At 73.1% G+C, this 20,923-nt stretch carries 20 protein-coding genes; 11 read left to right on the top strand and 9 right to left on the bottom strand.

The window, feature by feature from the left end; translation table 11 throughout:
- Positions 1 to 82 precede the first annotated feature (82 nt).
- The 8 genes from Aau02nite_RS15010 (at position 83) to Aau02nite_RS14975 (ending at position 8,922) form a co-directional block, all read left to right on the top strand.
- Entirely contained in the window at positions 83 to 1,237 is a 1,155-nt protein-coding gene (locus Aau02nite_RS15010; protein WP_212989021.1) for a uroporphyrinogen-III synthase, read from the top strand.
- Positions 1,234 to 1,938 carry a sirohydrochlorin chelatase gene (locus tag Aau02nite_RS15005; protein WP_212989020.1) on the top strand — a complete coding sequence of 235 codons (705 nt, stop codon included), beginning with the start codon at positions 1,234 to 1,236 and terminating at the stop codon, positions 1,936 to 1,938. The genes Aau02nite_RS15010 and Aau02nite_RS15005 overlap by 4 nt, the downstream gene beginning before the upstream one ends.
- Before the next feature lie 19 nt (positions 1,939 to 1,957).
- A complete protein-coding gene (locus tag Aau02nite_RS15000; RefSeq protein WP_212989019.1) occupies positions 1,958 to 2,275 on the top strand; it encodes a WD40 repeat domain-containing protein in 318 nt (105 codons plus the stop codon).
- Positions 2,276 to 2,386: 111 nt separating this feature from the next.
- Positions 2,387 to 4,471: a molybdopterin oxidoreductase family protein gene (locus Aau02nite_RS14995; protein ID WP_212989018.1), complete on the top strand. Its 2,085-nt coding sequence runs from the start codon at positions 2,387 to 2,389 to the stop codon at positions 4,469 to 4,471.
- On the top strand, positions 4,468 to 4,812 hold the full coding sequence (locus Aau02nite_RS14990; protein ID WP_212989017.1) for a molybdopterin oxidoreductase: 345 nt from the start codon (positions 4,468 to 4,470) through the stop codon (positions 4,810 to 4,812). Before Aau02nite_RS14995 ends, Aau02nite_RS14990 begins: the two co-directional genes overlap by 4 nt.
- On the top strand, positions 4,812 to 7,268 hold the full coding sequence (gene nirB, locus Aau02nite_RS14985; RefSeq protein ID WP_212989016.1) for a nitrite reductase large subunit NirB: 2,457 nt from the start codon (positions 4,812 to 4,814) through the stop codon (positions 7,266 to 7,268). The genes Aau02nite_RS14990 and nirB overlap by 1 nt, the downstream gene beginning before the upstream one ends.
- Positions 7,265 to 7,588, top strand: coding sequence for a Rieske (2Fe-2S) protein (locus Aau02nite_RS14980; protein ID WP_212989015.1), 324 nt, complete (start codon positions 7,265 to 7,267; stop codon positions 7,586 to 7,588). Before nirB ends, Aau02nite_RS14980 begins: the two co-directional genes overlap by 4 nt.
- Positions 7,585 to 8,922 (top strand): nitrate/nitrite transporter, encoded by a 1,338-nt coding sequence (locus Aau02nite_RS14975; RefSeq protein ID WP_212989014.1) that lies wholly within the window; start codon positions 7,585 to 7,587, stop codon positions 8,920 to 8,922. Before Aau02nite_RS14980 ends, Aau02nite_RS14975 begins: the two co-directional genes overlap by 4 nt.
- A gap of 50 nt (positions 8,923 to 8,972) precedes the next feature.
- Here the strand turns inward: Aau02nite_RS14975 and Aau02nite_RS14970 are convergent, their stop codons facing one another.
- Entirely contained in the window at positions 8,973 to 9,752 is a 780-nt protein-coding gene (locus tag Aau02nite_RS14970; protein WP_212989013.1) for a DeoR/GlpR family DNA-binding transcription regulator, read from the bottom strand.
- Between the two features lie 67 nt (positions 9,753 to 9,819).
- Between Aau02nite_RS14970 and Aau02nite_RS14965 the strand changes: the two genes are divergently transcribed.
- Positions 9,820 to 10,974, top strand: coding sequence for an MFS transporter (locus Aau02nite_RS14965; protein ID WP_212989012.1), 1,155 nt, complete (start codon positions 9,820 to 9,822; stop codon positions 10,972 to 10,974).
- 6 nt (positions 10,975 to 10,980) lie between these two features.
- Here the strand turns inward: Aau02nite_RS14965 and Aau02nite_RS14960 are convergent, their stop codons facing one another.
- From Aau02nite_RS14960 to Aau02nite_RS14935, 6 genes are all read right to left on the bottom strand, one after another.
- Positions 10,981 to 12,192: an AGE family epimerase/isomerase gene (locus Aau02nite_RS14960; RefSeq protein ID WP_212989011.1), complete on the bottom strand. Its 1,212-nt coding sequence runs from the start codon at positions 12,190 to 12,192 to the stop codon at positions 10,981 to 10,983.
- Positions 12,193 to 12,197: 5 nt separating this feature from the next.
- Positions 12,198 to 13,442 carry a PP2C family protein-serine/threonine phosphatase gene (locus Aau02nite_RS14955; RefSeq protein ID WP_212989010.1) on the bottom strand — a complete coding sequence of 415 codons (1,245 nt, stop codon included), beginning with the start codon at positions 13,440 to 13,442 and terminating at the stop codon, positions 12,198 to 12,200.
- Positions 13,443 to 13,488: 46 nt separating this feature from the next.
- Positions 13,489 to 14,547, bottom strand: a complete 1,059-nt coding sequence (locus Aau02nite_RS14950) for a S1 family peptidase (protein ID WP_246595157.1) — start codon at positions 14,545 to 14,547, stop codon at positions 13,489 to 13,491.
- A gap of 106 nt (positions 14,548 to 14,653) precedes the next feature.
- Positions 14,654 to 15,517, bottom strand: coding sequence for an alpha/beta fold hydrolase (locus tag Aau02nite_RS14945; RefSeq protein ID WP_212989009.1), 864 nt, complete (start codon positions 15,515 to 15,517; stop codon positions 14,654 to 14,656).
- Positions 15,514 to 16,380 (bottom strand): SDR family NAD(P)-dependent oxidoreductase, encoded by an 867-nt coding sequence (locus Aau02nite_RS14940; RefSeq protein WP_212989008.1) that lies wholly within the window; start codon positions 16,378 to 16,380, stop codon positions 15,514 to 15,516. The genes Aau02nite_RS14945 and Aau02nite_RS14940 overlap by 4 nt, the downstream gene beginning before the upstream one ends.
- On the bottom strand, positions 16,377 to 17,828 hold the full coding sequence (locus tag Aau02nite_RS14935) for a flavin-containing monooxygenase (protein ID WP_212989007.1): 1,452 nt from the start codon (positions 17,826 to 17,828) through the stop codon (positions 16,377 to 16,379). The genes Aau02nite_RS14940 and Aau02nite_RS14935 overlap by 4 nt, the downstream gene beginning before the upstream one ends.
- Positions 17,829 to 17,917: 89 nt before the next feature.
- On the opposite strand from Aau02nite_RS14935, the gene Aau02nite_RS14930 reads away from it, so the two are divergent.
- The gene (locus tag Aau02nite_RS14930) at positions 17,918 to 18,937 is read left to right on the top strand and encodes an AraC family transcriptional regulator (RefSeq protein WP_246595156.1); all 1,020 of its coding nucleotides are present in this window, start codon (positions 17,918 to 17,920) and stop codon (positions 18,935 to 18,937) included.
- Here Aau02nite_RS14930 and Aau02nite_RS14925 read toward each other — a convergent pair.
- Together Aau02nite_RS14925 and Aau02nite_RS14920 are read right to left on the bottom strand one after the other, a co-directional pair.
- Positions 18,891 to 19,211 (bottom strand): DUF4873 domain-containing protein, encoded by a 321-nt coding sequence (locus tag Aau02nite_RS14925; RefSeq protein WP_212989006.1) that lies wholly within the window; start codon positions 19,209 to 19,211, stop codon positions 18,891 to 18,893. The two genes, Aau02nite_RS14930 and Aau02nite_RS14925, sit on opposite strands and share 47 nt — an antisense overlap.
- Entirely contained in the window at positions 19,208 to 19,879 is a 672-nt protein-coding gene (locus Aau02nite_RS14920) for a TetR family transcriptional regulator (protein WP_212989005.1), read from the bottom strand. The genes Aau02nite_RS14925 and Aau02nite_RS14920 overlap by 4 nt, the downstream gene beginning before the upstream one ends.
- A gap of 53 nt (positions 19,880 to 19,932) precedes the next feature.
- On the opposite strand from Aau02nite_RS14920, the gene Aau02nite_RS14915 reads away from it, so the two are divergent.
- On the top strand, positions 19,933 to 20,817 hold the full coding sequence (locus Aau02nite_RS14915) for an AurF N-oxygenase family protein (protein WP_212989004.1): 885 nt from the start codon (positions 19,933 to 19,935) through the stop codon (positions 20,815 to 20,817).
- The last annotated feature ends 106 nt before the right edge of the window (positions 20,818 to 20,923 follow it).

Here is a 20,923-nt window from a genome sequence, read left to right as displayed (position 1 = left end):
AGATCGGCGAAGTGAGTCATGGTTTTCACCGTCGTAACACGTCTTACCCCCGGAGGTAATGGCTGGTGGAGAGCCTGCTGCCATGGCCGACTCGACCGGGCCGGTGACGCCCGCGGGCGTCGGCGGACCCGCAACCCCCGCCGCGCCCCTGGCCGGCTTCACCGTCGCCGTGACCGCCGAACGGCGCCGGGAGGAGCTGTCCGCCCTGTTCGAACGGCGTGGCGCCAAGGTTCTGGTGGCGCCCGCGATCACGATCGTGCCGCTCGGTGACGACCAGGCGCTGCACGCGGCCACCGAGGCCTGCGTGGGCCTGGCCCCCGACATCGTCGTGGCCACCACCGGGATCGGCTTCCGCGGCTGGCTGGAGGCGGCCGAGGGCTGGGGGATGGGCGACACGCTGCGGGCGGCGCTCAGCCGGGCCCGGCTCATCGCCCGCGGCGCCAAGCCGTGCGGGGCCATCCGGGCCGCCGACCTCACCGAGGACTGGTCGGCCGTCTCCGAGTCGTCCGAGGAGATCCTCGAACGGCTGCTGGAGCAGGGCATCGCCGGCCGGCGCATCGCCGTGCAGCTGCACGGCGGCCCGCAGGCGGAATTCACCGGCGCCCTGCGGGCCGCCGGCGCCGCCGTCGTGGAGGTCCCGGTCTACCGGTGGACGCTGCCGCCGGACCTGGCCCCGGTACGCCGTCTCGTCACCCAGCTCGCGGCCGGCCAGGTCGACGCCGTGACGTTCACCAGCGCCCCCGCCGTCCAGGCGCTGCTGGAGATCGCCGGCGACAGCGCGCACGAGGTCCTCGACCGGTTCCGCGGCGCCACGATGGCCGCCTGCGTCGGGCCGGTCACCGCCGCCTCCCTGGTCGAGCAGGACGTCCCCGTGGTCACCCCGCACCGCTCCCGGCTGGGTGCCCTGGTCAAGGTGGTGACCGACGAGCTGCCACGCCGCGCCGTGCGGCTCGGCGTCGCCGGCACGGTCCTGGAGATCCGCGGACACGCCGTCCTCATCGACGGCCGGTTGCAGGCCCTGCCCCCGGCCGCGATGGCCATCCTCACCGCCCTGGCCGGCCGGCCCGGCGCCGTGGTCTCGAAGGACCGCCTGGCCGCCGCCCTGCCGCGCGGCACCGACGGGCACGCCGTCGACGTCGCGATCGCCCGGCTGCGGACGGCCCTGGGCCCGGCCGGCCACATCGAGACCATCATCAAACGCGGCTACCGGCTGCGCGTCGACGAGCCGGCCGGATGACCGCCCCGACGGACCGGCCGCCGGTCCTGCTGGCGGTCGCCCACGGTACGCGTTCGGCGGCCGGCCAGGCGCAGATCCGCGACCTGGTCGACCGGGTGGCCTGCCGGCGCCCCGACCTGGACGTCCGGCTGGCCTATGTGGACGTGCAGCAGCCCCGCGTCGGCGAGGCGATCCAGGGCCTGCGCGCGGTGGCCGTGCCGCTGCTGCTCTCGGCCGGCTACCACGTCCGGGTCGACATCGCCGAGGCCGTCGCCGCGAACGACGCGGTGGCCGCGCCCCCGCTGGGACCGGATCCGCTGCTGGCGCGCAGCCTCGAACGCGGCATCGCGGGGGCGGACGCGGACGCCGTCGTGCTGGCGGCCGCGGGGTCCTCCGACCCGGCGTGGCGGGCCGACATCGCGGGCGTGGCCGCGCAGCTGGGAGCCCACGTGGCCTATGCGTCCGGCGCCGAGCTGCGGGTGCCCGAGGTGGTGGCCCGGCTCCGCGAGCAGGGCGCCCGGCGGATCGCGGTAGCGGCTTATCTGCTGGCGGAGGGGTTGTTCTACCGGTCACTGCACCGGGCGGGTGCGGATCTGGTGACGCCGCCGCTGTGCGCCGACCCGGCCGTGGAGGACCTGGTGCTGCGACGGTACGAGGACCTGGCCGGCACACCGCTGCGGACGGCCGCCGCCGGGGTGGTGACGGCGAACCGCACGTCATAGACGTCTGCGTCTCGGCCGGGTGCGGGCGCTGGCCTGGGACCGTGCGACCGGTTACCTCGCCAGTCTCGGCGGAGACCCTCATGACCGCACCCTGCGCCTGTGGGATCCCGCCTCCGGCCAGTGTCTCGGTGTCCTGGACCTGCCGGGCGCCGCCGACGCGCTGGCGATGATCTGGCACAGTGAGCGCCGGAGCATCTCCGTCACGACGGCCGACGGGTGGATCTTCACCTGGTCCGTCGCGGCCGATGACGGGTCCGCCGATGCCGAGCTTCTCGCCCACCCGGTGCGCGCTCTCACGACCGAGGAGCGGCGCAGCGCCGGCCTGCAGGCCGACTGACCTCGCCACGATCTTCCTCACAACGGCGCCGGGCCCCTTGTAGGGTTTTCTGAACGCTGCGGCAACCGCGGCGGTCCGGTGAGGAAACGGTTACCGGCAAGCATCTTCGGTGTGACGGTGACCGAGACGCATTGCCCGTACTGCGCGCTGCAGTGTGGCATCGCGCTGACGCCTGAGATCCCGCGGGTCCGGCTCGAGCCCACCGAGTTCCCGGTGAACCGGGGTGGTCTGTGTGCCAAGGGCTGGACCGCGGCCGAGCTGCTCGACCACAAGGACCGGCTGCTCACGCCGCTGGTGCGCAAGGATCCCGCGGACCGGGGGAGCCCCCTGCGGGAGGCGAGCTGGGACGAGGCGTACGAGCGCATCGTCGCCGGCATCGAGCGGTGCCAGCGGGAGTACGGCCCCGACAGCGTCGGCGCCTTCGGCGGTGGTGGCCTGACCAACGAGAAGGCGTACACGCTGGGCAAGTTCGTCCGGGTGGCGTTGCGGTCGGCGTCGATCGACTACAACGGGCGTTTCTGCATGTCGTCGGCCGCCACCGCGGCCAACCGTGCGCTGGGTGTCGACCGGGGGCTGCCGTTCCCGCTGGAGGACGTGGCGCAGGCCCGCACGGTGCTGCTGGTGGGGGCCAACCCGGCCGACGCGATGCCGCCGTCGATGCAGTACCTCGATGCCGGGCGGGCCGAGGGTGCGCGGCACATCGTCGTCGACCCGCGGCGAACGCCGACCGCCGCGGGCGCGTACCGGCATCTGCAGCCGCTGCCCGGCACGGACCTGGCGCTGGCCAACGGCCTGTTGCACATCGCGGTCCGGGAGGGCCTGGTCGACGAGGACTACATCCGGGACCGGACCACCGGCTTCGAGGGCGTGCGCGCCGCGGTCGCGGCCTACTGGCCCGAACGCGTCGAGCGGATGACCGGGGTCAGCGAGGCCGACCTGCGCGAGACCGTCCGGCTGCTGGCCACCGAGCGCCCCTCGATGATCCTCACCGCCCGCGGCGCCGAGCAGCACAGCAACGGCACCGACACCGCGCAGGCGTACCTGAACCTGGCCCTGGCGCTGGGCCTGGTCGGGCGGCCCTACTCCGGTTACGGCACCATCACCGGCCAGGGCAACGGGCAGGGCGGGCGCGAGCACGGGCAGAAGGCCGATCAGCTGCCCGGCTACCGGCGGCTGGACGACCCGGCCGCGCGGGCGCACGTGGCCGGCGTCTGGGGCGTCGACCCGGACGAGCTTCCGCAGCCGGGCAAGTCCGCGTACGAGATGCTCGACCGCCTGGGCACCGACGGCGGGGTCCGGGCCCTGCTGGTGCTGGCCAGCAACATGGCCGTCTCGGCCCCGCACGCCGGGCACGTCATCGAGCGCCTGCGGGCGCTGGACCTGCTCGTCGTCTCCGACATCTTCCTCTCCGAGACCGCGGCGCTGGCCGACGTGGTGCTGCCCACGGCCCAGTTCGCCGAGGAGGAGGGCACGATGACCAACCTCGAGGGCCGGGTCATCCGCCGCCGGATGGCGCTCCCGCCGCCGCCGGACGTGCGTACCGACCTGCAGTTTCTCAGCGGGCTGGCGGACCGGCTGGGCCGCGGGCGGTTCTTCAGCGACGACCCGCGGACCGTCTTCGACGAGCTGCGCCGGGCCAGCGCCGGCGGGATCGCCGACTACGCCGGCATCACCTACGAGCGGATCGAGGCCGAGCAGGGCGTCTTCTGGCCGTGCCCGGCCGAGGACCACCCGGGTACGCCGCGACTGTTCGCCGACACGTTCCCGACCGCGGACGGGCGCGCGAGGTTCGTCCGGGTCGAGCACCGCGACCCGCACGAGATGCCCGACCGGGACTACCCGTACGTGCTCACCACCGGGCGCAACATGCAGCAGTACCAGAGCGGCAACCAGACCCGCCGGGTCTCCGCCCTGACCGTCTCCCTGCCCGAGCCCCGCGTCGAGCTGCACCCCGACCTGGCCCGCCGGCTCGGCATCGCCGACAGCGACATGGTCGAGCTGTCCAGCCGCCGCGGCCGGGCGGTGTTCCGGGCCCGGCTCAACCCCGGCATCCGGCCGGACACCGTCTTCGCGCCGTTCCACTGGGGCGGCGACCAGGCCGTCAACCTGCTCACCGACCCGGCCCTCGACCGGCACTCCAAGATGCCCGCTTTCAAGGCGTGCGCGGTCGCCATCACGAAAGGAACACCTAGGTGAACTCCACACCCCGCTTCCTGCAGGGCGTCCTGCCCTTCGAGGGCAAGGGCCTGGACCAGCCGGCCCCGATCGGCGTGCCGGGCTACGTCGTGCCCGCCGGCGTCGTGGCGCAGGCCGTCTACTTCCGCGGCGGCAACTCGGCCGACGAGCTGATCTGCGTCGTGCTGATGCGCGACGGCAAGCAGATGCGCTACTTCCCGATCGGTGCCAAGTCCGATGTGCACGTCCCGCTGCGCGTCGTCGAGGATCTGGACTCCGGGACGGCCGTCGAGCTGTGGCTGGCCGCACCGGCCGGAGTGACCGGCACGGTGGTCCTCGATCTCGGGCTGGTGGAGGTCTGATGGCCCCGCGCCTGGTCGTCATCGGCAACGGCATGGCCGGCGCCCGGACGGTGGAGGAGATCCTCAGCCGCGGCGGCGACTTCGACATCACCATGTTCGGCGACGAGCCGTACGGCAACTACAACCGGATCATGCTGTCCAACGTCCTGGCCGGGGTCGAGGACGAGTCCGGCATCTTCCTCAACGACCTGAGCTGGTACGCCGACAACGGCATCACCCTGCACGCCGGCCGCCGGATCAGCCGCATCGACCGGTTCGCCAAGCAGGTGTACGCCGAGGACGGCACCGCCACGCCGTACGACAAGCTCATCATCGCCACCGGCAGCCGGGCGTTCGTCCCGCCGATCCCCGGCATCCACCGTCCCGGCCGCGGCTACCACCAGGGTGTCTTCGCGTTCCGCACGCTGGACGACACCCGCAGCATGATCCGCTACGCCCGCGAGCACGAGCGGGCGGTGGTGATCGGCGGCGGCCTGCTCGGTCTGGAGGCGGCCCGCGGCCTGCAGAACCACGTCTCCCAGGTGACGCTGCTGCACGCCATGGGCCACCTGATGAACACCCAGCTGGACGCCCAGGCCGGCGCGATCCTGCAGCGCAGCGTGGAGAAGCTGGGCATCGAGGTGGTCTGCGACGCGATGACCACCGAGATCCTCGGCAAGCACGCGGTCACCGGCGTCAAGCTCTCCGACGGCCGGGTCATCGACTGCGACGTGGTCGTGGTCGCCGCCGGCATCCGGGCCAACACCGAGGTGGCCGCGGCCAGCGGGCTGGTGGTCGAGCGCGGCATCGTGGTCGACGACCAGATGCGCGCCCAGGACGAGCCGGACATCTACGTGGTGGGGGAGTGCGCCCAGCACCGCGGCGAGACGTACGGCCTGGTCGCCCCGCTCTGGGACCAGGCCAAGGTGCTCGCCGACCACCTCACCGGCCGGGACCCGCAGGCCGCGTACCACGGTTCCCGGATCGCCACCAAGCTCAAGGTGGCCGGGGTCGACGTCGCCTCGATGGGCCTGAAGGAGTCCGACCGCGAGGACGACGAGACGCTGGTCTTCAGCGAGCCGCGCAAGGGCATCTACAAGAGCGTGATCATCCGCGACGGCCGGCTGGTCGGTGCGACGCTGGTCGGCGACGTCAAGAAGGTCGCGTTCCTGATGCAGGCCTTCGACCGCGGGCTGGCCCTGCCCGAGGACCGCGTGGAGCTGATGTTCGACCTGGGCGGTCCGCCCGCCGAGGTGAGCGCGGCCGAGCTGGCCGACGACGCCCAGGTCTGCAACTGCAACGGCGTCACCAAGGGCACGATCGCCGAGACCGTGCACGGCGGCTGCAAGACGGTCAGCGGCGTGATGGACAGGACCCGGGCCGGCAAGGGCTGCGGCACCTGCAAGAGCCTGGTCGCGCAGATCGTCGAGTGGGCCGCCGGCGGCGCCGTCGAGGAGGACCCCAAGGCCAGCTGGTACGTGCCCGGCGTCCCGATGCCCAAGCCCGAGCTGATGGCCGCGATCCGTAAGTACGACCTGCGTTCGGTGTCGTCGGTCTTCGCCAAGCTCGTGCCCGGTGGCGAGGAGGACGCCAAGAGCAAGATGGGCCTGGCGTCGCTGCTGAAGATGATGTGGGGCGACCGTTACATCGACGAGCGCGACGCCCGCTTCATCAACGACCGGGTGCACGCCAACATCCAGCGCGACGGCACGTTCTCGGTGGTGCCGCAGATGAAGGGCGGCGTCACCACCCCGGCCCAGCTGCGGCGGATCGCCGAGGTGGCCGAGAAGCACGCCGTACCCATGGTCAAGCTGACCGGCGGGCAGCGCATCGACCTGCTGGGGATTCCCAAGGAGACGCTGCCCAAGATCTGGGCCGACCTGGACATGCCCTCGGGCTACGCCTACGGCAAGAGCTTCCGCACGGTGAAGACCTGTGTGGGCTCTGACTTCTGCCGCTTCGGCGTCGGCGACTCCACCGCGCTGGGCATCGCCCTCGAGGAGCGCTACCAGGGCATCGAGGGGCCCGGCAAGATGAAACTCGCGGTCACCGGGTGCCCGCGCAACTGCGCCGAGGCGTACGTGAAGGACCTCGGCGTGGTGGCCATCGACGGCGGCCGCTGGGAGCTCTACGTCGGTGGTGCGGCCGGCGCCCACGTCCGCAAGGGCGACCTGCTGGCCACGGTCGAGTCGCCCGAAGAGGTCATCACGCTGACCGGGCGCTTCCTGCAGTACTACCGGGAGAGCGCGAACTGGCTGGAGCGCACGTACGCGTGGGTGCCGAGGCTGGGCATCGAGCACATCCGCGCGGTGGTCGTGGACGACGCCGAGGGCATCGCCGCCGACCTGGACGCCGCGATGGCCGCCTCGGTCGCCGCCTACCGCGATCCGTGGAAGGAACGCGCCGAACCGGCCACTCCCGGGCAGTTCCGTACGTCGCTGCCGCTGGTCGTGCTGCCGCAGGTGCCGGTCCGATGAGGATCCTGGGGCCGGTCACCGACATCCCGCTGGGCGAGGGACGCACCTACGAGGTCGACGGCGAGATGGTCGCGGTCTTCCGGCTGCGCGACGGCTCGGTGCGCGCGCTGTCCGCCGTCTGCCCGCACCGTGGCGGGCCGCTGGCCGACGGCCAGATCGACAACAAGGTGCTGGTCTGCCCGCTGCACCTGATGGCCTTCGACATCACCACCGGCTGCTCGCTGTCCGGCATCAGCGACCTCACCGTCTACCCCGTCACCGTCGACGCCGACGGTCACCTCGTCATCTCGTCGCTCACCGCTTCGGAGGTCCCGTCATGACCGCAAGCACCCTGGAACGTCCCGCGGCGAAAACCGTCCGCGGACACTGGATCGACGACTGGCGGCCCGAGGACCGGGCGTTCTGGGACACCACCGGCGCCCCGATCGCCCGGCGCAACCTGGTCTTCTCGATCTTCTCCGAGCACATCGGCTTCTCGGTGTGGACGCTGTGGTCGGTGCTGGTGCTGTTCCTCGGCCCCGCGTACGGCATCGACCCGGCCGGCAAGTTCCTGCTGACCGCCGTGCCCGCGCTGGTCGGCGGGGCGCTGCGGATCCCGTACACCTTCGCGGTGGCCCGGTTCGGCGGCCGTAACTGGACCATCATCAGCGCGTCCCTGCTGCTGATCCCGGCGGTGCTGGCCGCTTTCCTGATCGAGCCCGGCGTGTCCTACACGACGCTGATCGTGCTCGCCGCGATCGCCGGTGTGGGCGGTGGCAACTTCGCGTCGTCGATGGCCAACATCAACGCGTTCTACCCGGACCGGCTCAAGGGCTGGGCGCTGGGCATCAACGCCGGCGGCGGCAACCTCGGTGTCGCGGCCGTGCAGCTGATCGGCCTGTTCGTGCTGGCCGTCTTCGGCGCCGGGCACCCGGGCATCGTGGCCGGCATCTACATCCCGCTGATCGTGCTCGCCGTGCTCGGCTCGGCGCTGAAGATGGACAACCTGACCCAGGCCCGCAACGAGAAACGCGGCATGCGCGACGCCGCCCGTGAGGGTCACACCTGGATCATGGCGCTGCTCTACATCGGCACCTTCGGCTCGTTCATCGGCTTCGGCTTCGCCTTCGGCCAGGTGCTGCAGGTGCAGTTCGCCGAGGACTTCAACACCCCGGTCAAGGCCGCGTACCTGACCTTCCTGGGCCCGCTGCTGGGCTCGCTGATCCGCCCGGTCGGCGGGGCGCTGGCCGACCGGCTCGGCGGCGCCCGGGTCACCTTCTGGAACTTCGTCGCGATGGCGGCCGGCGCGAGCATCGTGCTGCTGGCCTCGCAACTGCGCTCGCTACCGCTCTACCTGGTCGGCTTCATCGCGCTGTTCATCTTCAGCGGGATCGGCAACGGTTCGACGTACAAGATGATCCCGCGCATCTTCGCGTTGAAGAACCCGGCCGACGAGCACGAGGCCCGGCGGCTGTCCGGCGCGGTGATCGGCATCGCCGGGGCGATCGGCGCCTTCGGCGGGGTGCTGGTCAACCTGGCGTTTCGGCAGTCGTTCCTGACCTACCAGACCGCGGACGCCGCGTACATCGCGTTCATCGCCTTCTACGCGCTCTGCGTGCTGGTCACCTGGGCTGTCTACCTGCGCTCGTCGAGCCGCAAGCTCGCCGGCGTCTGACCGGGACGCACGTCCGGCCCGGCCGTCCGCTGTGGACGGCCGGGCCGCGCTCACTCCGGAGGCGCGCCGGCGGGGCGAGCGCCGGGCGCGTGCAGGGCCCGGGGCAGTCCGGCTGCGCGTAGCGCCTCGGCGGCCGCGGCGTCGTCGGTGACCACGGCGTACAGGTCGGTGACCGGCGCGACCAGGTACGGACTGATCGAGCCGAACTTCGTGCGGTCGGCCAGCACCACCGTGTGCCGGGCGGCGCCGGACATGGCCCGCTTGACCTGGGCGTCGGGGTCGGATTCCGCGGTCACGCCGACCTGCGGGTCGATCGCGCAGGCGCCCAGGAACGCCCAGTCGCCGCGGCGGGCGCCCAGGGCCGCCAGCGTGGCCGAGCCGGTCAGCAGGCGACCCTCCGGCTGCCAGTCGCCCCCGGTGACGGTGAGCTGGACCTGCCGGTCGTCGGCGAACACGGCGGCGATGTCCAGGGAATTGGTGATCACGGTCAGCGGGCGGGTCGTGAGCTGCCGGGCCAGCTCCCGCACGGTCGAGCCGGCGTCCAGGAAGATCGTCTGCCCGGGGGAGACCAGCGGTGCCGCGACCGCGCCGATCGCCGCCTTGGCCTGGGTGTGCAGGTCCGAGCGGGCGGTCCAGGCCATCCGGGCCGGATCCAGGGCGACCGCGCCCCCGTGCGTCTTCTGCAGGTAGCCGCGGTCGGCCAGGACTTTGAGGTCGCGCCGGACGGTGTCCTCGGAGACGCCCTGGGCGGCGGCCAGCGCGGTCACCGTGACCCGGCCGTGGGCGACCAGCTCGGCCAGGATCCGGTCCTGGCGCTCGGCTGCGAACATCTGCGGTTTCCTTCCGGAAATTCTGAGGTTTCTTGCTGGAATCTGCGGTTCTCTGCATACTATGCCCGTGGCCGAGACTTTCGCACCCTCCCGAGCGCCGTCGCTCGCCGGCCCGCCGTCGCTCCGGGTCGCCATCGGAGGCGGTGCGGCATTCTTCCTGATCGGGCTGCTCGTCGCGGTGTACGGGCCGCTCATACCCGTCCTGCGCGCGAGCTTCGGCGGCTCGGCCACCGCGGCCGGCCTGCTGGTCAGCGCCCACTTCGCCGGATCCGTCCTCGGCGTGCTGGCGGCGGGCGCGGCGGGGCGCAGTACCTCCCGCACCCGGTTCCTCGTCGCGCTGGCCTTCGTCGCTGCCGGCGCCGTCGTGCTGGCGGCCGCACCCTCCTGGCCGGTTCTGCTGGGCGGGGCGTTCCTGCTCGGGCTGGGCTTCGGCGGGCTCGACCTCGACCTCAACGTCTACTTCGCGTCCGCGTACGGCGAGCGCGGCGCCGTGGTCCTCAACCTGCTCAGCGCCGCCTTCGGGGTGGGCGCCGTCGCCGGTCCGCTGCTCGTGGCGGCGACCGACGGCAACAGGCTCGTCATCGGGCTCACGTACCTGGTCATCGCCCTGGGGACGATGCCGCTGCTGGCCGGCGCCCGGAGCCTGCCGCCGGCCGGCCCGGCCCGGGGCCGGGGGACAGTCGTCGGCCGGCCCCTGATCGTGGCCGCGTTCCTGGTGCTCTTCCTGCTCTACGTCGGCGCCGAGACCGGCGTGGCCAGCTGGGCCGCCACGTACCTCATCGAAGTCGTCGGTACCGGCGCGGACACCGCCGCCGGGGCCACCGCGGCGTTCTGGGTCGCCTTCACCGTCGGCCGCCTGCTCGCCGCCCCGCTCAGTCTGCGGCTGCCGCCGGCCCGGCTGGTGCCCCTGACCCTGCTCCTAGCCGCGGTGAGCATGGCCCTGGCCTGGTGGCCACCGGCCGCCGGTTACAGCTTCGTTCTGACCGGCCTCTTCCTGGCCCCGGTGTTCCCCACCGCCCTGTCGTGGTTCGTCCAGGCCACCCCCGCGGCCGGCCCGTCGACCGCACTGGTGATCGCCGGAGCCAGCTTCGGACCGATCCTGATCTCACCGCTGATCGGCCTGACCCACGACCGGCTCGGGCCGGCCGCCATCGCACCGGCCCTGGCCGCGGTCATCATCCTCGACCTCGGGCTGGCGGTTGCCCTGCGCCGCCCTCGGTGAGCCCTCCTACACCGGGCCGGTCAGCTTCTGCGCGACGGCCGGCGCCAGCATCGGCGTCAGCGGCAGCCGGGCGGTCAGCGTCGCCTGCAGGCTGTGGTACAGATCCGGCTTACCCGGCCACACCGTCTCGGTCGGCACGTTCTCCGCGTCGAGCTGGTGGAACCAGGAGCCATGCTCGTGGTCGACCTGGTACGCCGCCGCGTAGTCCCACCAGGTGCGGTACCAGGTCGCGTACTGCTCGTCGCCGAAGCGCCGGTGCAGGGCCGCGGCGGCGCTGATCGCCTCGGTGGTCACCCAGTGCATCCGGTCGCGGACCACCGCGGCGCCGGTCCAGTCGGTGGTGTAGACGAAGCCGGGCCGCCCGTCGACCGCCCAGCCGTCGCGCACCGCCCGGTCGAACAGGGACCGGGCGGCCTCCGCGAGCCAGGACTCCGCCGGCCGCGCGGCCTCGGCGTGCAGGAACAGGCGCGACCATTCCAGGCCGTGACCGACCGTGGCGCCGTACGGCTTGAACGGGTGGTCCGGCTGGTCCCGGTGGAACTCCGGCAACGGCCGCCAGTGCTCGTCGTAGTGCTCGGGGATGCGCCAGTCGTGCGCCCGCGCGGTGTCGGCCACGAACCGGCAGACCCGCAGCGCCCGCTCCAGCCACGCGTCGTCGCCGGTCACCCCGGCCACCGTCAGCATCGCCTCGACCGCGTGCATGTTGCCGTTGACACCCCGGTAGCCGTCCAGGACCGTGAAGCCGGCGTTCCACGTGTCCACGCAGCGCCCGGCGTCCTCGTCCCAGAAGCGCCGCACGAAGACCTCCTCGGCCGCGGCGAGCAGGGCGGGACCGCCGGTCAGCCCGGCGCTGGTCGCGGAGGCGCCGGCGAGCAGCACGAACGCGTGGTCGTAGCACGCCTTGACCGTGCGGTCGCCGAGCGCCGGGAACCAGCCGCCGTGCTGCTCGTCGCACAGCCGGCCGGTGAGCCCGCGCAGGGCCAGCTCGGCGATCGGGGCGGCGCCGGGCACGCCGAGCAGGGTGCCGACCGCGTACACGTGGGTCATCCGCGAGCTGAGCAGAGTGGAGACCGGCTGCCGCGGATCCGGCCGGCCGCGGGCGTCGAGCCAACGGGCGCCACCGGCCGGATCGGCGGTCCGGCGCCCGAACGCCAGCAGCTCCCGGGTGTGCTGGTCCAGCCAGCGGTGATGGGCGGGGTTCGTCGGCCAGGAGGACATCTGAATCACTGTAGGGGGACCGGCGCCGGAACGCGGGAGCTATCCCCGTGGCCGGGCCGGTCGACGCTCAGGGCCATCAGCGCGACGTCGTCGTCGAGCTCCTCGAACGTGCCGAGCAACTCGGCGAACGCCGCCAGGGCACCCGGCGCGTCCGTGGGCGCCAGCGTGCGCGCGAACGCCTCCAGCGCGTCGCTGCCGTAGCGCTCACCGCCGGTCCGCGCGTCGGTCAGCCCGTCGCTGTACAACACCAGCGTGTCGCCCGGATCCAGCCGCAACGTGCGGGTGACCAGCCGGGGATCGGCGATGATCCCGATCAGCGTGCCGCCGGTGGTGTGCTGGTAGCCGGCGGTGCCGTCGGGCCGCAGCAGCAGCGGGGGCGGGTGCCCGCCGCCGGCGATGGTGGCCGTCCAGCCGGTCGCGTCCGGTGTCAGCACGCCGAAGACGACTGTGCAATGCCGGTGGGCCTGGCTGCGGTACTCCTGGTAGAGCACCGAATTGAGGTTGCGCAGGACCGCTTCCGGCGTGGGGTCGTAGACCGCGGCGGCGCGCAGCGTGTAGCGGGCCGCGGCGGTCACGGCCGCCGCCTCGACCCCCTTGCCGCAGACGTCACCCAGGAAGAAGCCCCAGCGGCCCTCGCTGAGCGGGAACAGGTCGTAGAAGTCGCCGCCGACCTCGTCGGGCGAGGCCATCCGGTAGTGGCCGGCCGTGCGCAGGCCGGCCGGAGCGGGCAGGCTGACCGGCAGCAGGCTGCGCTGCAGGCCGGAGACCAGGCCGCGCAGGCGTTCCCGGTCACCCTCGGCGTCGCGGCGGGCCCGCAGCAGTTCCTGCTCGTACGCGCGGCGCTCGCGGGCGTCGAAGATCGTGATGCGCACCACCAGCGGCGTGCCGTCGGCCCCGTTCTTGACCGTGGCGGTGACCAGCACGGGCAGCCGGGTGCCGTCGGCGGCCCGCAGCTCCAGGGCGATGCCGTTGATCTCGCCGCGCATCCGCAGCAGCGGCGCCAGGTGGGTCTCGTGGAAGACCTGTCCGCCGACGGTCAGCAGGTCGACGAAGCGCCGCCGCCCGACCAGCTCCTCGCGGGTGTGCCCGAGCCAGCCCAGCAGCGTGGAGTTGACCCGCACGATCGTGCCGTCGGGCAGCGTGGCGAGATTGCCGCAGGGCGCGTTGTCGTAGAGCTCGTCGGTGTCGTCGCCCACGAGGGCGGCAAGCTCCGAGGGGTTCCCGGCGGAGCGGGACGAGACCGCGTCCATCAGGACAGTCTTTCATCCCACCCGGCTGCGGGCGACCGGAGGCGGGTCAGCGGCGGTGCCGGCGTACCCCGCTGCGCTGGTGGTCACGCCGGCGGCGGCGGTTGCCCAGGACCAGGGCCGGCACCGCGCCGAAGCCGACGACCACGAAGGTGGCCAGGGCCGTGCGGACCACGGGATCGGCACCCGGGCCGCGGACCGCGGCGGCCAGCGCGCTGTCGTCGGACGCCGGAGCGCTCGGGGTGGCGGTCACGGGCTTCTTCGCCGGAGCCTTGGCCGGCTTCGGGGCGGACGCCTTGGGTGGGGCCGGGCGGCCGATGATGCCGGTGATCCAGCCGGCGATGGTGTCGACACGCCCGCTCAGGTCCACCTTCGCGTGCGGGCACGACGGCCCGCGGCTGACCACCGACACCAGCACCGCCTCGTCGCCCCGCTGGGTGAAGTAGGGGCCGCCGGAGTCCTGCGAGCAGGGGCTGGTGGTGGACCGGGGGGCGTGGCCGCGCATGCCGACGTACCCGCGGCTCAGCGAGGCGACCTTGAACTGGCCGGTCTGCAGGTGGGTGGCCAGGCTGGACGGGTCGTCGTCGACCGTACGGCCGTAGCCGGCGAGCCGCACGAGCGTGCCCATCTTCGGGGCCTTGCGGTTCAGCGTGACCGGGGCGATGTCGGTGATCGGCTCGGCCAGACGGGCCAGCGCGACGTCGGTGACCGGCGACTGCTTGACCGCGATCACCTTGACCTTGTGCCCGCCGGTGCCGGACAGGTCGGTCCGGCCGGCGGTGGCCGTGGTGAGCCGGGCCACGACACGGGAGACGTGGGTCCCCCTGGTGTTCTTGAAGCAGTGCCCGGCCGTGATCACCCAGCGTGGCGCGACCAGCGCGCCGGTGCAGGAGCTGTCGCGGCGCCCGCCGCCCGCCACGGGGATCCCGGTCATGGTGAGCTTCACCGCGAAGCCGTACCGCCCCGGCACGGCGTCCTCACCGTTGGCGATCGCCGGTGGTGACCCGCCTGCCCGGGCCGGGGCCGCCGGGCCGAGCACGAGCCCGGCGGCGACCGCGGGCAGCAGCAGGAGCACCAGCAGCAGCGTCGTGGCGGAGCGGGGTCGCAAAGGGCGGTCCTTCCGGAGAGCGGCTGTGCAACAAGACGTAGGAAACGTAGCTTAAGTTGCACGCGCCAATACAAATTGCTCTCCGGAACGGTTCGCTGACCGTCCGCTAAACAGGCGAGGAATGGGCGGCCAGGAACAGCCGGGCCAGATCGGCGAAATCGTCCGCCCGCTCGATCTGCGGCATGTGCCCGGTGTCGGCGAACAGATGCGTCGTGGCGTGCGGAAAGGCCGCCCGGGCGGCGGCCAGGTGGGTCGCCGGCAGGATCAGGTCACGGTCACCCCAGACGATCAGGGCCGGCTTGGCCTGGGCCGCCACCTGGCCCAGCAGGGTCTGCCGCCAGGGCGCGCGGATGCCGCGCAGGGTGCCCAGCTCCCGGGCCGTCTCCAGGTAGACCCGGGCGTTGTGCGGCCGGGCGGCGACCCGCAGGGCGAATTCCACCCGCTCCTGGGTAACGTGCGCCCGGTCGTGGAACAGGCTGCGTTCGATCCGGTACGCCGAGCGAGCATCGAGGCGCCGCAACAACGTTTTCCCGAGACCCGGAACGGCGAGAATGCGCAATGCCAGCGTGACTTCCTTGCCGAAGCCGGCGCTGTTCACCAGGGTCAGCGTGGCGATCCGGGACGGGGCCACGGCGAGCATCCGCATCGCCACTGCGCCACCCAGGGAATTGCCCATCACGTGCAGGGGCCGGTCCTCGCCGAGCGCGTCGACGGTGGCCGCCACCCCCTCGGCCAGCGCGGCCAGGGTCACCCGGCCCGGCAGCGGCTCGGACAGCCCGAAGCCGGGCAGGTCGACGCTGATCAGCCGGTGGTCGCCGGCCAGCCGCTCGTGCTGCGGATCCCAGTCCTCCAGGCTGCGGCCGATGCCGTGCAGCAACAGCACCGGCGGGTGGCCGGGGTCGCCGCTCTCCCGCACCCGGATCCGCGCTCCGCGGACGGTCACCTCCCGGACCGGGCCCGGGCCGCTCACCGGTGCACCGCCGTGCGGGCGCGCCGGCCGGCCGCGGCGGTCAGCCGCCCGATCAGCCGCATGTGGCCGACCGGCATGAGCCGGGCCAGCAGATCGGGGATCTTCGCACTCGCGGCGATCAGCAGCCGGGCGCGGCGCCGCTCGACCGCGTCGAGGATCTCCCGGGCCGCCTTGTCCGGCGGATACGTCAGCAGCGCGGCGAACACCCGCTGCTGCGGCTCGACGTCGGCCGCCGGCACGCCCGCGCCGATGAGCGCGGTCTCCGCGATCCGGGTACGGATGCCTCCCGGATGCACCGTCGTCACACCGACGCCCGACTCCAGCAGCTCCCCGCGCAGCACCTCGCTGAGCCCGCGCAGCGCGAACTTGCTCGCGCTGTAGGCCGACTGTCCCGGTGGGGCGAGGAGCCCGTACAGGCTGGAGACGTTGACCAGGTGGCTGCCCGGCGCAGCGGTCAGGGCCGGCAGCAGGTGGTGGATGAGCAGCATGGGCGCGGTGAAGTTGACCGCCATCACCTGCTCGAATTGCGCCACGCCGAGCTGGTCGAACCGCCCGCCCAGGGCCATCCCCGCGTTGTTGACCAGCAGGCCGATCGCCGGGTGCCGCTCCCGGATGCCGGCGGCGGTGCTCAGCACGGCCTCCCGGTCACCGAGGTCGGCGACCAGCGCCTCGACGGCGCGCTCAGGATGCGTGGCCCGGATCTGCTCGGCGACGGCGTCGAGCCGCAGCGCGTCGCGGTCCACCAGCACCAGGTCGCTGCCGCGGGCGGCCAGGCCGTGGGCCAGTTGCTCACCGATGCCGCTGGCGGCTCCGGTCAGCACGGCCGTCCGGCCCGGGAAACGGTACGGGGTCAGCCCGGTCATCGGATCTCCTCCAGCACGGGTGCGGTCGAACGGGTGAACGTCATGTCCCGGCGGACGTCGGCCCGCGGGGTGGTGAGCACGTCGAGCAGGTAGTTCTGCCGGACCGTCCACGGGTCCCGGTCGCCCTGCTGCGGGAAGCGGTCCAGCGCCCGCTGCACGTAGCCCGACGTCAGGTCGAGCAGCGGCCGCCGGTGGGCGGGCCCGTCGTTGGGCGTGGCGCTGACGTATCCGGACTTGTCCAGGAAGGCCAGCAGCCGGCAGACGTAGCGGTGCGACAGGTCGGCGCGCAGCGTCCACGAGGCGTTGGTGTAGCCGATGCAGTAGGCGAAGTTCGGCACCCCGCTGAGCATCACGCCGCGGTAGGCGACGCTCTTGCCCGGCTCGACCTCGCGGCCGTCGACGGTGAGGGTGACGCCGCCGATCGGCAGCAGCGACAGCCCGGTCGCCGACACCACGACGTCGGCCTCCAGCGTGCGGCCCGAGCGCAGCCGGATGCCCTCCGGCACGAACCGCTCGATGTGGTCGGTGACCACCGACGCCGTTCCCTTCCTGATCGCCGTGAACAGGTCGCCGTCCGGGATCACGCACAGCCGCTGGTCCCACGGCTGGTAGGCGGGGGTGAAGTGCTCGTCGACGTACGCCGGGTCGGCCAGGTGCCGGACCGCGAAGCCGCGCAGGATCGCCTTGACGCGTTCCGGGCGGCGCCGGGCGAGCTGGTAGAAGGCCTGGGAAAGCAGAACGTTCTTGGCCCGGGCCACCTTGTGCGCGACCCGGGCGGGCAGCCGCCGGCGCAACAGGTCGGCGACCACGTCGCGGCCGGGCAGCACGGTCAGGTACGACGGGGAGCGCTGCAGCATGGTGACGTGCGCGGCCGTCTCCGCCATCGCGGGCACGAGCGTCACGGCGGTCGCCCCGCTGCCGATGACCACGACCCGCCGGCCGGTGTGGTCGAGATCCTCGGGCCAGGACTGCGGGTGCACGAACCGGCCGGTGTAGTCGTCCAGCCCGGGGAAATCCGGCTGGTGGCCCCGGGCGTAGTCGTAGTAGCCCGCGCAGGCGTACAGGAATCGGCAGGTCAGGGTCTCACCATCGGCCAGCCGGACGGTCCAGTGGCCGGCGCTCCAGTCCGCGGCGACGACCCGGGCCGAGAAGCGGATGTGCGGCGTGATGCCACCCTCGTCCGCCGTGTCCTGGATGTACTCGCGGATGCTCTCGCCCGAGGCCAGCGAGCGGTCACCCTGCCAGGGACGGAACGGGTAGCTGAGGGTGAACATGTCGGAGTCCGAGCGCACGCCCGGGTAGCGGAACAGGTCCCAGGTCCCGCCGACGGCGTCGCGGGCCTCGAGGATCGCGTAGCTGGTGCCTGGCCGCTCCTGTTGCAGCCGCCACGCCGCGCCGATCCCGGACAGGCCGGCGCCGATGATGAGCACGTCGAAGTGTTCGGCCATGGCGCCAGTCTCGGTCACCGCGCCTGGCGCCGACTTGTCTTCAGGCGACACTCATTTACCTCTGCGCGACACCGCGGTTAGGGTGCGGCATGGACTCGATGGTGCGCGCCGCGTCGCTGCGCGGACTGCCCCAGCTGGTGGACGGCCTGGGCGGCGACGGTACCGCCCTGCTGGCTCGGTTCCGGGTGCCGGCGCCGGCGCTGGACTCCGACGACGCGGTGATCCCGGCGCCGGCCGCCGGGCGCATCCTGGAGACCGCCGCGGCCGAGCTGGACTGCCCGGACCTGGGGCTGCGGCTGGCCGGGGAGCAGAACGCCACCGTCCTCGGCCCGCTCGCCCTGGCCATCGAGAATTCCCCGACCTTCGGCGCCGCCCTGGAGACGGCCAACCGCTTCCTGTTCGTGCACAGCCCGGCGCTGACCGTCTCGCAGATCCCGGATCCGGCCGGCCGGCCCGGCGTGGTGGGACTGCTCTACCGCGGTACGGACGCCGAGCTGCTGCCGCCGCAGGTCGTCGACCTCGGGCTGGGCCTGTTCCACCGGATCATCGTGCTGCTGCGCGGCGGCCCGTACGGGCTGCGCTCGGTGCACCTGCCGCACGCGCCGCTCGCGCCGGTCGGCAGCTACACCGCGTTCTTCGGCGCCGATGTGCGCTTCGACCGCCCGGACGCGGTGCTGCGGGTGCCCGGCGGGCTGGCCACCATGGCGGTGCCGGGCGGCAACCAGGTCCTGCGGGACATCGCGGTCGACTACATCACCAGCCACTTCCCGGCGCCGGGGCGGTCCGTCGCCGATCGGGTGCGCCTGCTGCTGAGCCAGGCGCTCGGGACCTCGCCGGTCGAGGTGGGCGCGATCGCGCGGCTGCTGCGGACCCATCCGCGCACCCTGCAGCGGCGCCTCGCGGCCGAGGGCACCACCTTCGAGGCCATCCTCGACGACGTCCGCCGGGTCACCGCGGTCCGGCTGATCACCCAGACCGACCTGCCGCTGAGCCAGGTCACGGCGATGGTCGGGCTGGCCGAGCAGTCCGCGCTGAGCCGGGCGGCGCGGCGCTGGTTCGGGGTCAGCCCGCGGGAGTTGCGTGCCACGGCGGCCGGCCCGTCCCGGTGAGGCGTACCCCGCCCCAGGGGTCCGGCTCGCCGAGCCGGGCGCGGGCCGGTGAGCCGCCGATCCGTACGGTCGCCTCGCGCAGCCCGGCCCGCAGCCGCGCCGTCAGGGTGTCGTCGGGCGCGGCCCGTCCCGCCCAGCGGTAGCGGCCCTCGATCGGCTCGAAATGCGCCGAGAGCCGCACCGCGACGGTGACGCTGAGCTCGCCGGTCTCGATCGTCGCCTCGCCCCGGTAGTCCTCGTCGCGCCCGTCCTCGCCGGGAACGTCCTCGGTCATCGCCCCGTCACCGCCAGCCCGCCCGGAGTGTCGGCGGCGGTGCGGATACCCGCGATGCCGCCCCAGAGGAATGTCGTCAGATACTCCGCCAGCGCGGTCCGGCTGATCGGCTGCTGCTGGCGCAGCCACCAGTCGGCGACGGTCTGGACGTAACCCACGATCCCGTACGCCCACGGCAGCGCCGGCCCGGAGTCCAGGCCCAGCGCCCGTAGCCGGTCGCCCAGGATCCGGGCCAGCCCGCTGGCCACGGTGTCCATCGCGTCCGCGACCACGTCGGTGTCCCGGGCGATGCCACGCTGGTGCACCACGAAGCGGTACACGTGCGGGTCCGCCTCGATGAAGGTCAGGTACGCGTCGATCGCCGCGGCGACCACGTCGCGTTCCTCCCGGACCGCGGCCACGGCCGGCGCGATGGCCTCGACCACTGCCGTCGCGGCCTGCCGCCCCACCGCCAGCCACAGTCCGGACTTGTCCTCGAAGTAGCGGTAGAGCACGGGTTTGCTGACCCCGGCGTGCGCGGCGACGGCGTCGATGCCGGGCTCGGGCCCGAGCTCGCGGATCGCCTCGATCACCGCCTCGACGAGCTCGGCGCGGCGGCGCTCGCGGTGATCGGCCCAGCGGCGGCTGCGCCCGTCGGAACGGTTGACGCCCTCATCGGCAGAGTTCATAGTACGAGAAGTAGCTGTTACTTCCGGTAACGTCAACCCCTGGGAGGTTCTCCATGGTCGTCTCCGACCGCGACCGGACCGCGAACCGGCTGCTGCGCTCGTCGGCCGAGCACTCCTACGACCCGGAAGTGGAGATCGACTGGGACGCGCCGCTGGCGAGCGACCGGTTCTACACCCCGGAGCACCGCTCCAGCCTCTACGGCACCGACCTGTGGCGGGGGCTCAGCCAGGAGCAGCGGATCACCCTCACCCGGCACGAGGTGGCCAGCATCGCCGGGCTCGGCGTCTGGTTCGAGACCATCCTCATGCAACTGCTGATCCGCGAGTACTACCGCGCCGACCCCACCGCCGCCCACTCCCAGTACGCCCTCACCGAGGTCGCCGACGAGTGCCGGCACTCGGTCATGTTCGGCCGGATGATCGCCAAGCTGGAGTGCCCGGTCTACCGGGTCGGCGCCTTCGACGACGCCCTCGGCAAGTGGATCGCCGCCACCGCCACCGGCCCCCGGATGTACGCGGCCATCCTCATCGCCGAGGAGATCCTGGACGCCCTGCAACGCGAGGCCGCCGCCGACGAGACCGTGCAGCCGCTGGTCCGGATGGTGTCGCGGATCCACGTCATCGAGGAGGCCCGGCACGTGCGCTACGCCCGCGAGGAGCTGGCCCGCCAGGTCCGCGCGGCGGGCACCCGGCGGCTCGCGTTCGACCGGGTGGTGATCGCCCGGGCGGCGTACCTGACCGGCACCCGGATCATCTCCCCGCAGGTCTACCGGTCGGTCGGCATCGAGCCCGGGGTGGGACGGCGGGCGGCCCGGGCCAACCCGTACCACCGCGAGACGATGCGCTGGGCGGGGGAGCGGATCGTCGCGTACCTGCGGGAGCTGGACCTGATCGGCGGGCCCGGCCTGGCCCTGTGGCGGCGCTCCGGCCTGCTGTGAGCCCGGCGGCCGGGCCGTGCCGGCTTTCCGGTGCGGCCGGGGCGCGCCGGTCCACCCCGGCGCGGCGCTTGGCACGATGGCAGCGTCACGAAGCCGACCAGGGGAG

This window comes from Actinoplanes auranticolor (assembly GCF_018332655.1).
GTDB classification, from domain to species: Bacteria; Actinomycetota; Actinomycetes; order Mycobacteriales; family Micromonosporaceae; genus Actinoplanes; species Actinoplanes auranticolor.
The sequence above is the reverse complement of the archived record's forward strand: the minus strand, read 5'-3'. Positions and strand labels throughout refer to the sequence as shown.

What these genes read in the sequence shown, in the direction of transcription:
- Aau02nite_RS14970 (WP_212989013.1), bottom strand. Translation starts at nt 9,752, where the DNA reads ATGTTCGCAGCCGAGCGCCAGGACCGGATCCTGGCCGAGCTGGTCGCC.
- Aau02nite_RS14920 (WP_212989005.1), bottom strand. Translation starts at nt 19,879, where the DNA reads ATGAACTCTGCCGATGAGGGCGTCAACCGTTCCGACGGGCGCAGCCGC.
- Aau02nite_RS15005 (WP_212989020.1), top strand. Translation starts at nt 1,234, where the DNA reads ATGACCGCCCCGACGGACCGGCCGCCGGTCCTGCTGGCGGTCGCCCAC.
- Aau02nite_RS14980 (WP_212989015.1), top strand. Translation starts at nt 7,265, where the DNA reads ATGAGGATCCTGGGGCCGGTCACCGACATCCCGCTGGGCGAGGGACGC.
- Aau02nite_RS14940 (WP_212989008.1), bottom strand. Translation starts at nt 16,380, where the DNA reads ATGACCGGGCTGACCCCGTACCGTTTCCCGGGCCGGACGGCCGTGCTG.
- Aau02nite_RS15010 (WP_212989021.1), top strand. Translation starts at nt 83, where the DNA reads ATGGCCGACTCGACCGGGCCGGTGACGCCCGCGGGCGTCGGCGGACCC.
- Aau02nite_RS14915 (WP_212989004.1), top strand. Translation starts at nt 19,933, where the DNA reads ATGGTCGTCTCCGACCGCGACCGGACCGCGAACCGGCTGCTGCGCTCG.
- Aau02nite_RS14955 (WP_212989010.1), bottom strand. Translation starts at nt 13,442, where the DNA reads ATGGACGCGGTCTCGTCCCGCTCCGCCGGGAACCCCTCGGAGCTTGCC.
- Aau02nite_RS14925 (WP_212989006.1), bottom strand. Translation starts at nt 19,211, where the DNA reads ATGACCGAGGACGTTCCCGGCGAGGACGGGCGCGACGAGGACTACCGG.
- nirB (WP_212989016.1), top strand. Translation starts at nt 4,812, where the DNA reads ATGGCCCCGCGCCTGGTCGTCATCGGCAACGGCATGGCCGGCGCCCGG.
- Aau02nite_RS14930 (WP_246595156.1), top strand. Translation starts at nt 17,918, where the DNA reads ATGGACTCGATGGTGCGCGCCGCGTCGCTGCGCGGACTGCCCCAGCTG.
- Aau02nite_RS14975 (WP_212989014.1), top strand. Translation starts at nt 7,585, where the DNA reads ATGACCGCAAGCACCCTGGAACGTCCCGCGGCGAAAACCGTCCGCGGA.
- Aau02nite_RS14935 (WP_212989007.1), bottom strand. Translation starts at nt 17,828, where the DNA reads ATGGCCGAACACTTCGACGTGCTCATCATCGGCGCCGGCCTGTCCGGG.
- Aau02nite_RS14960 (WP_212989011.1), bottom strand. Translation starts at nt 12,192, where the DNA reads ATGTCCTCCTGGCCGACGAACCCCGCCCATCACCGCTGGCTGGACCAG.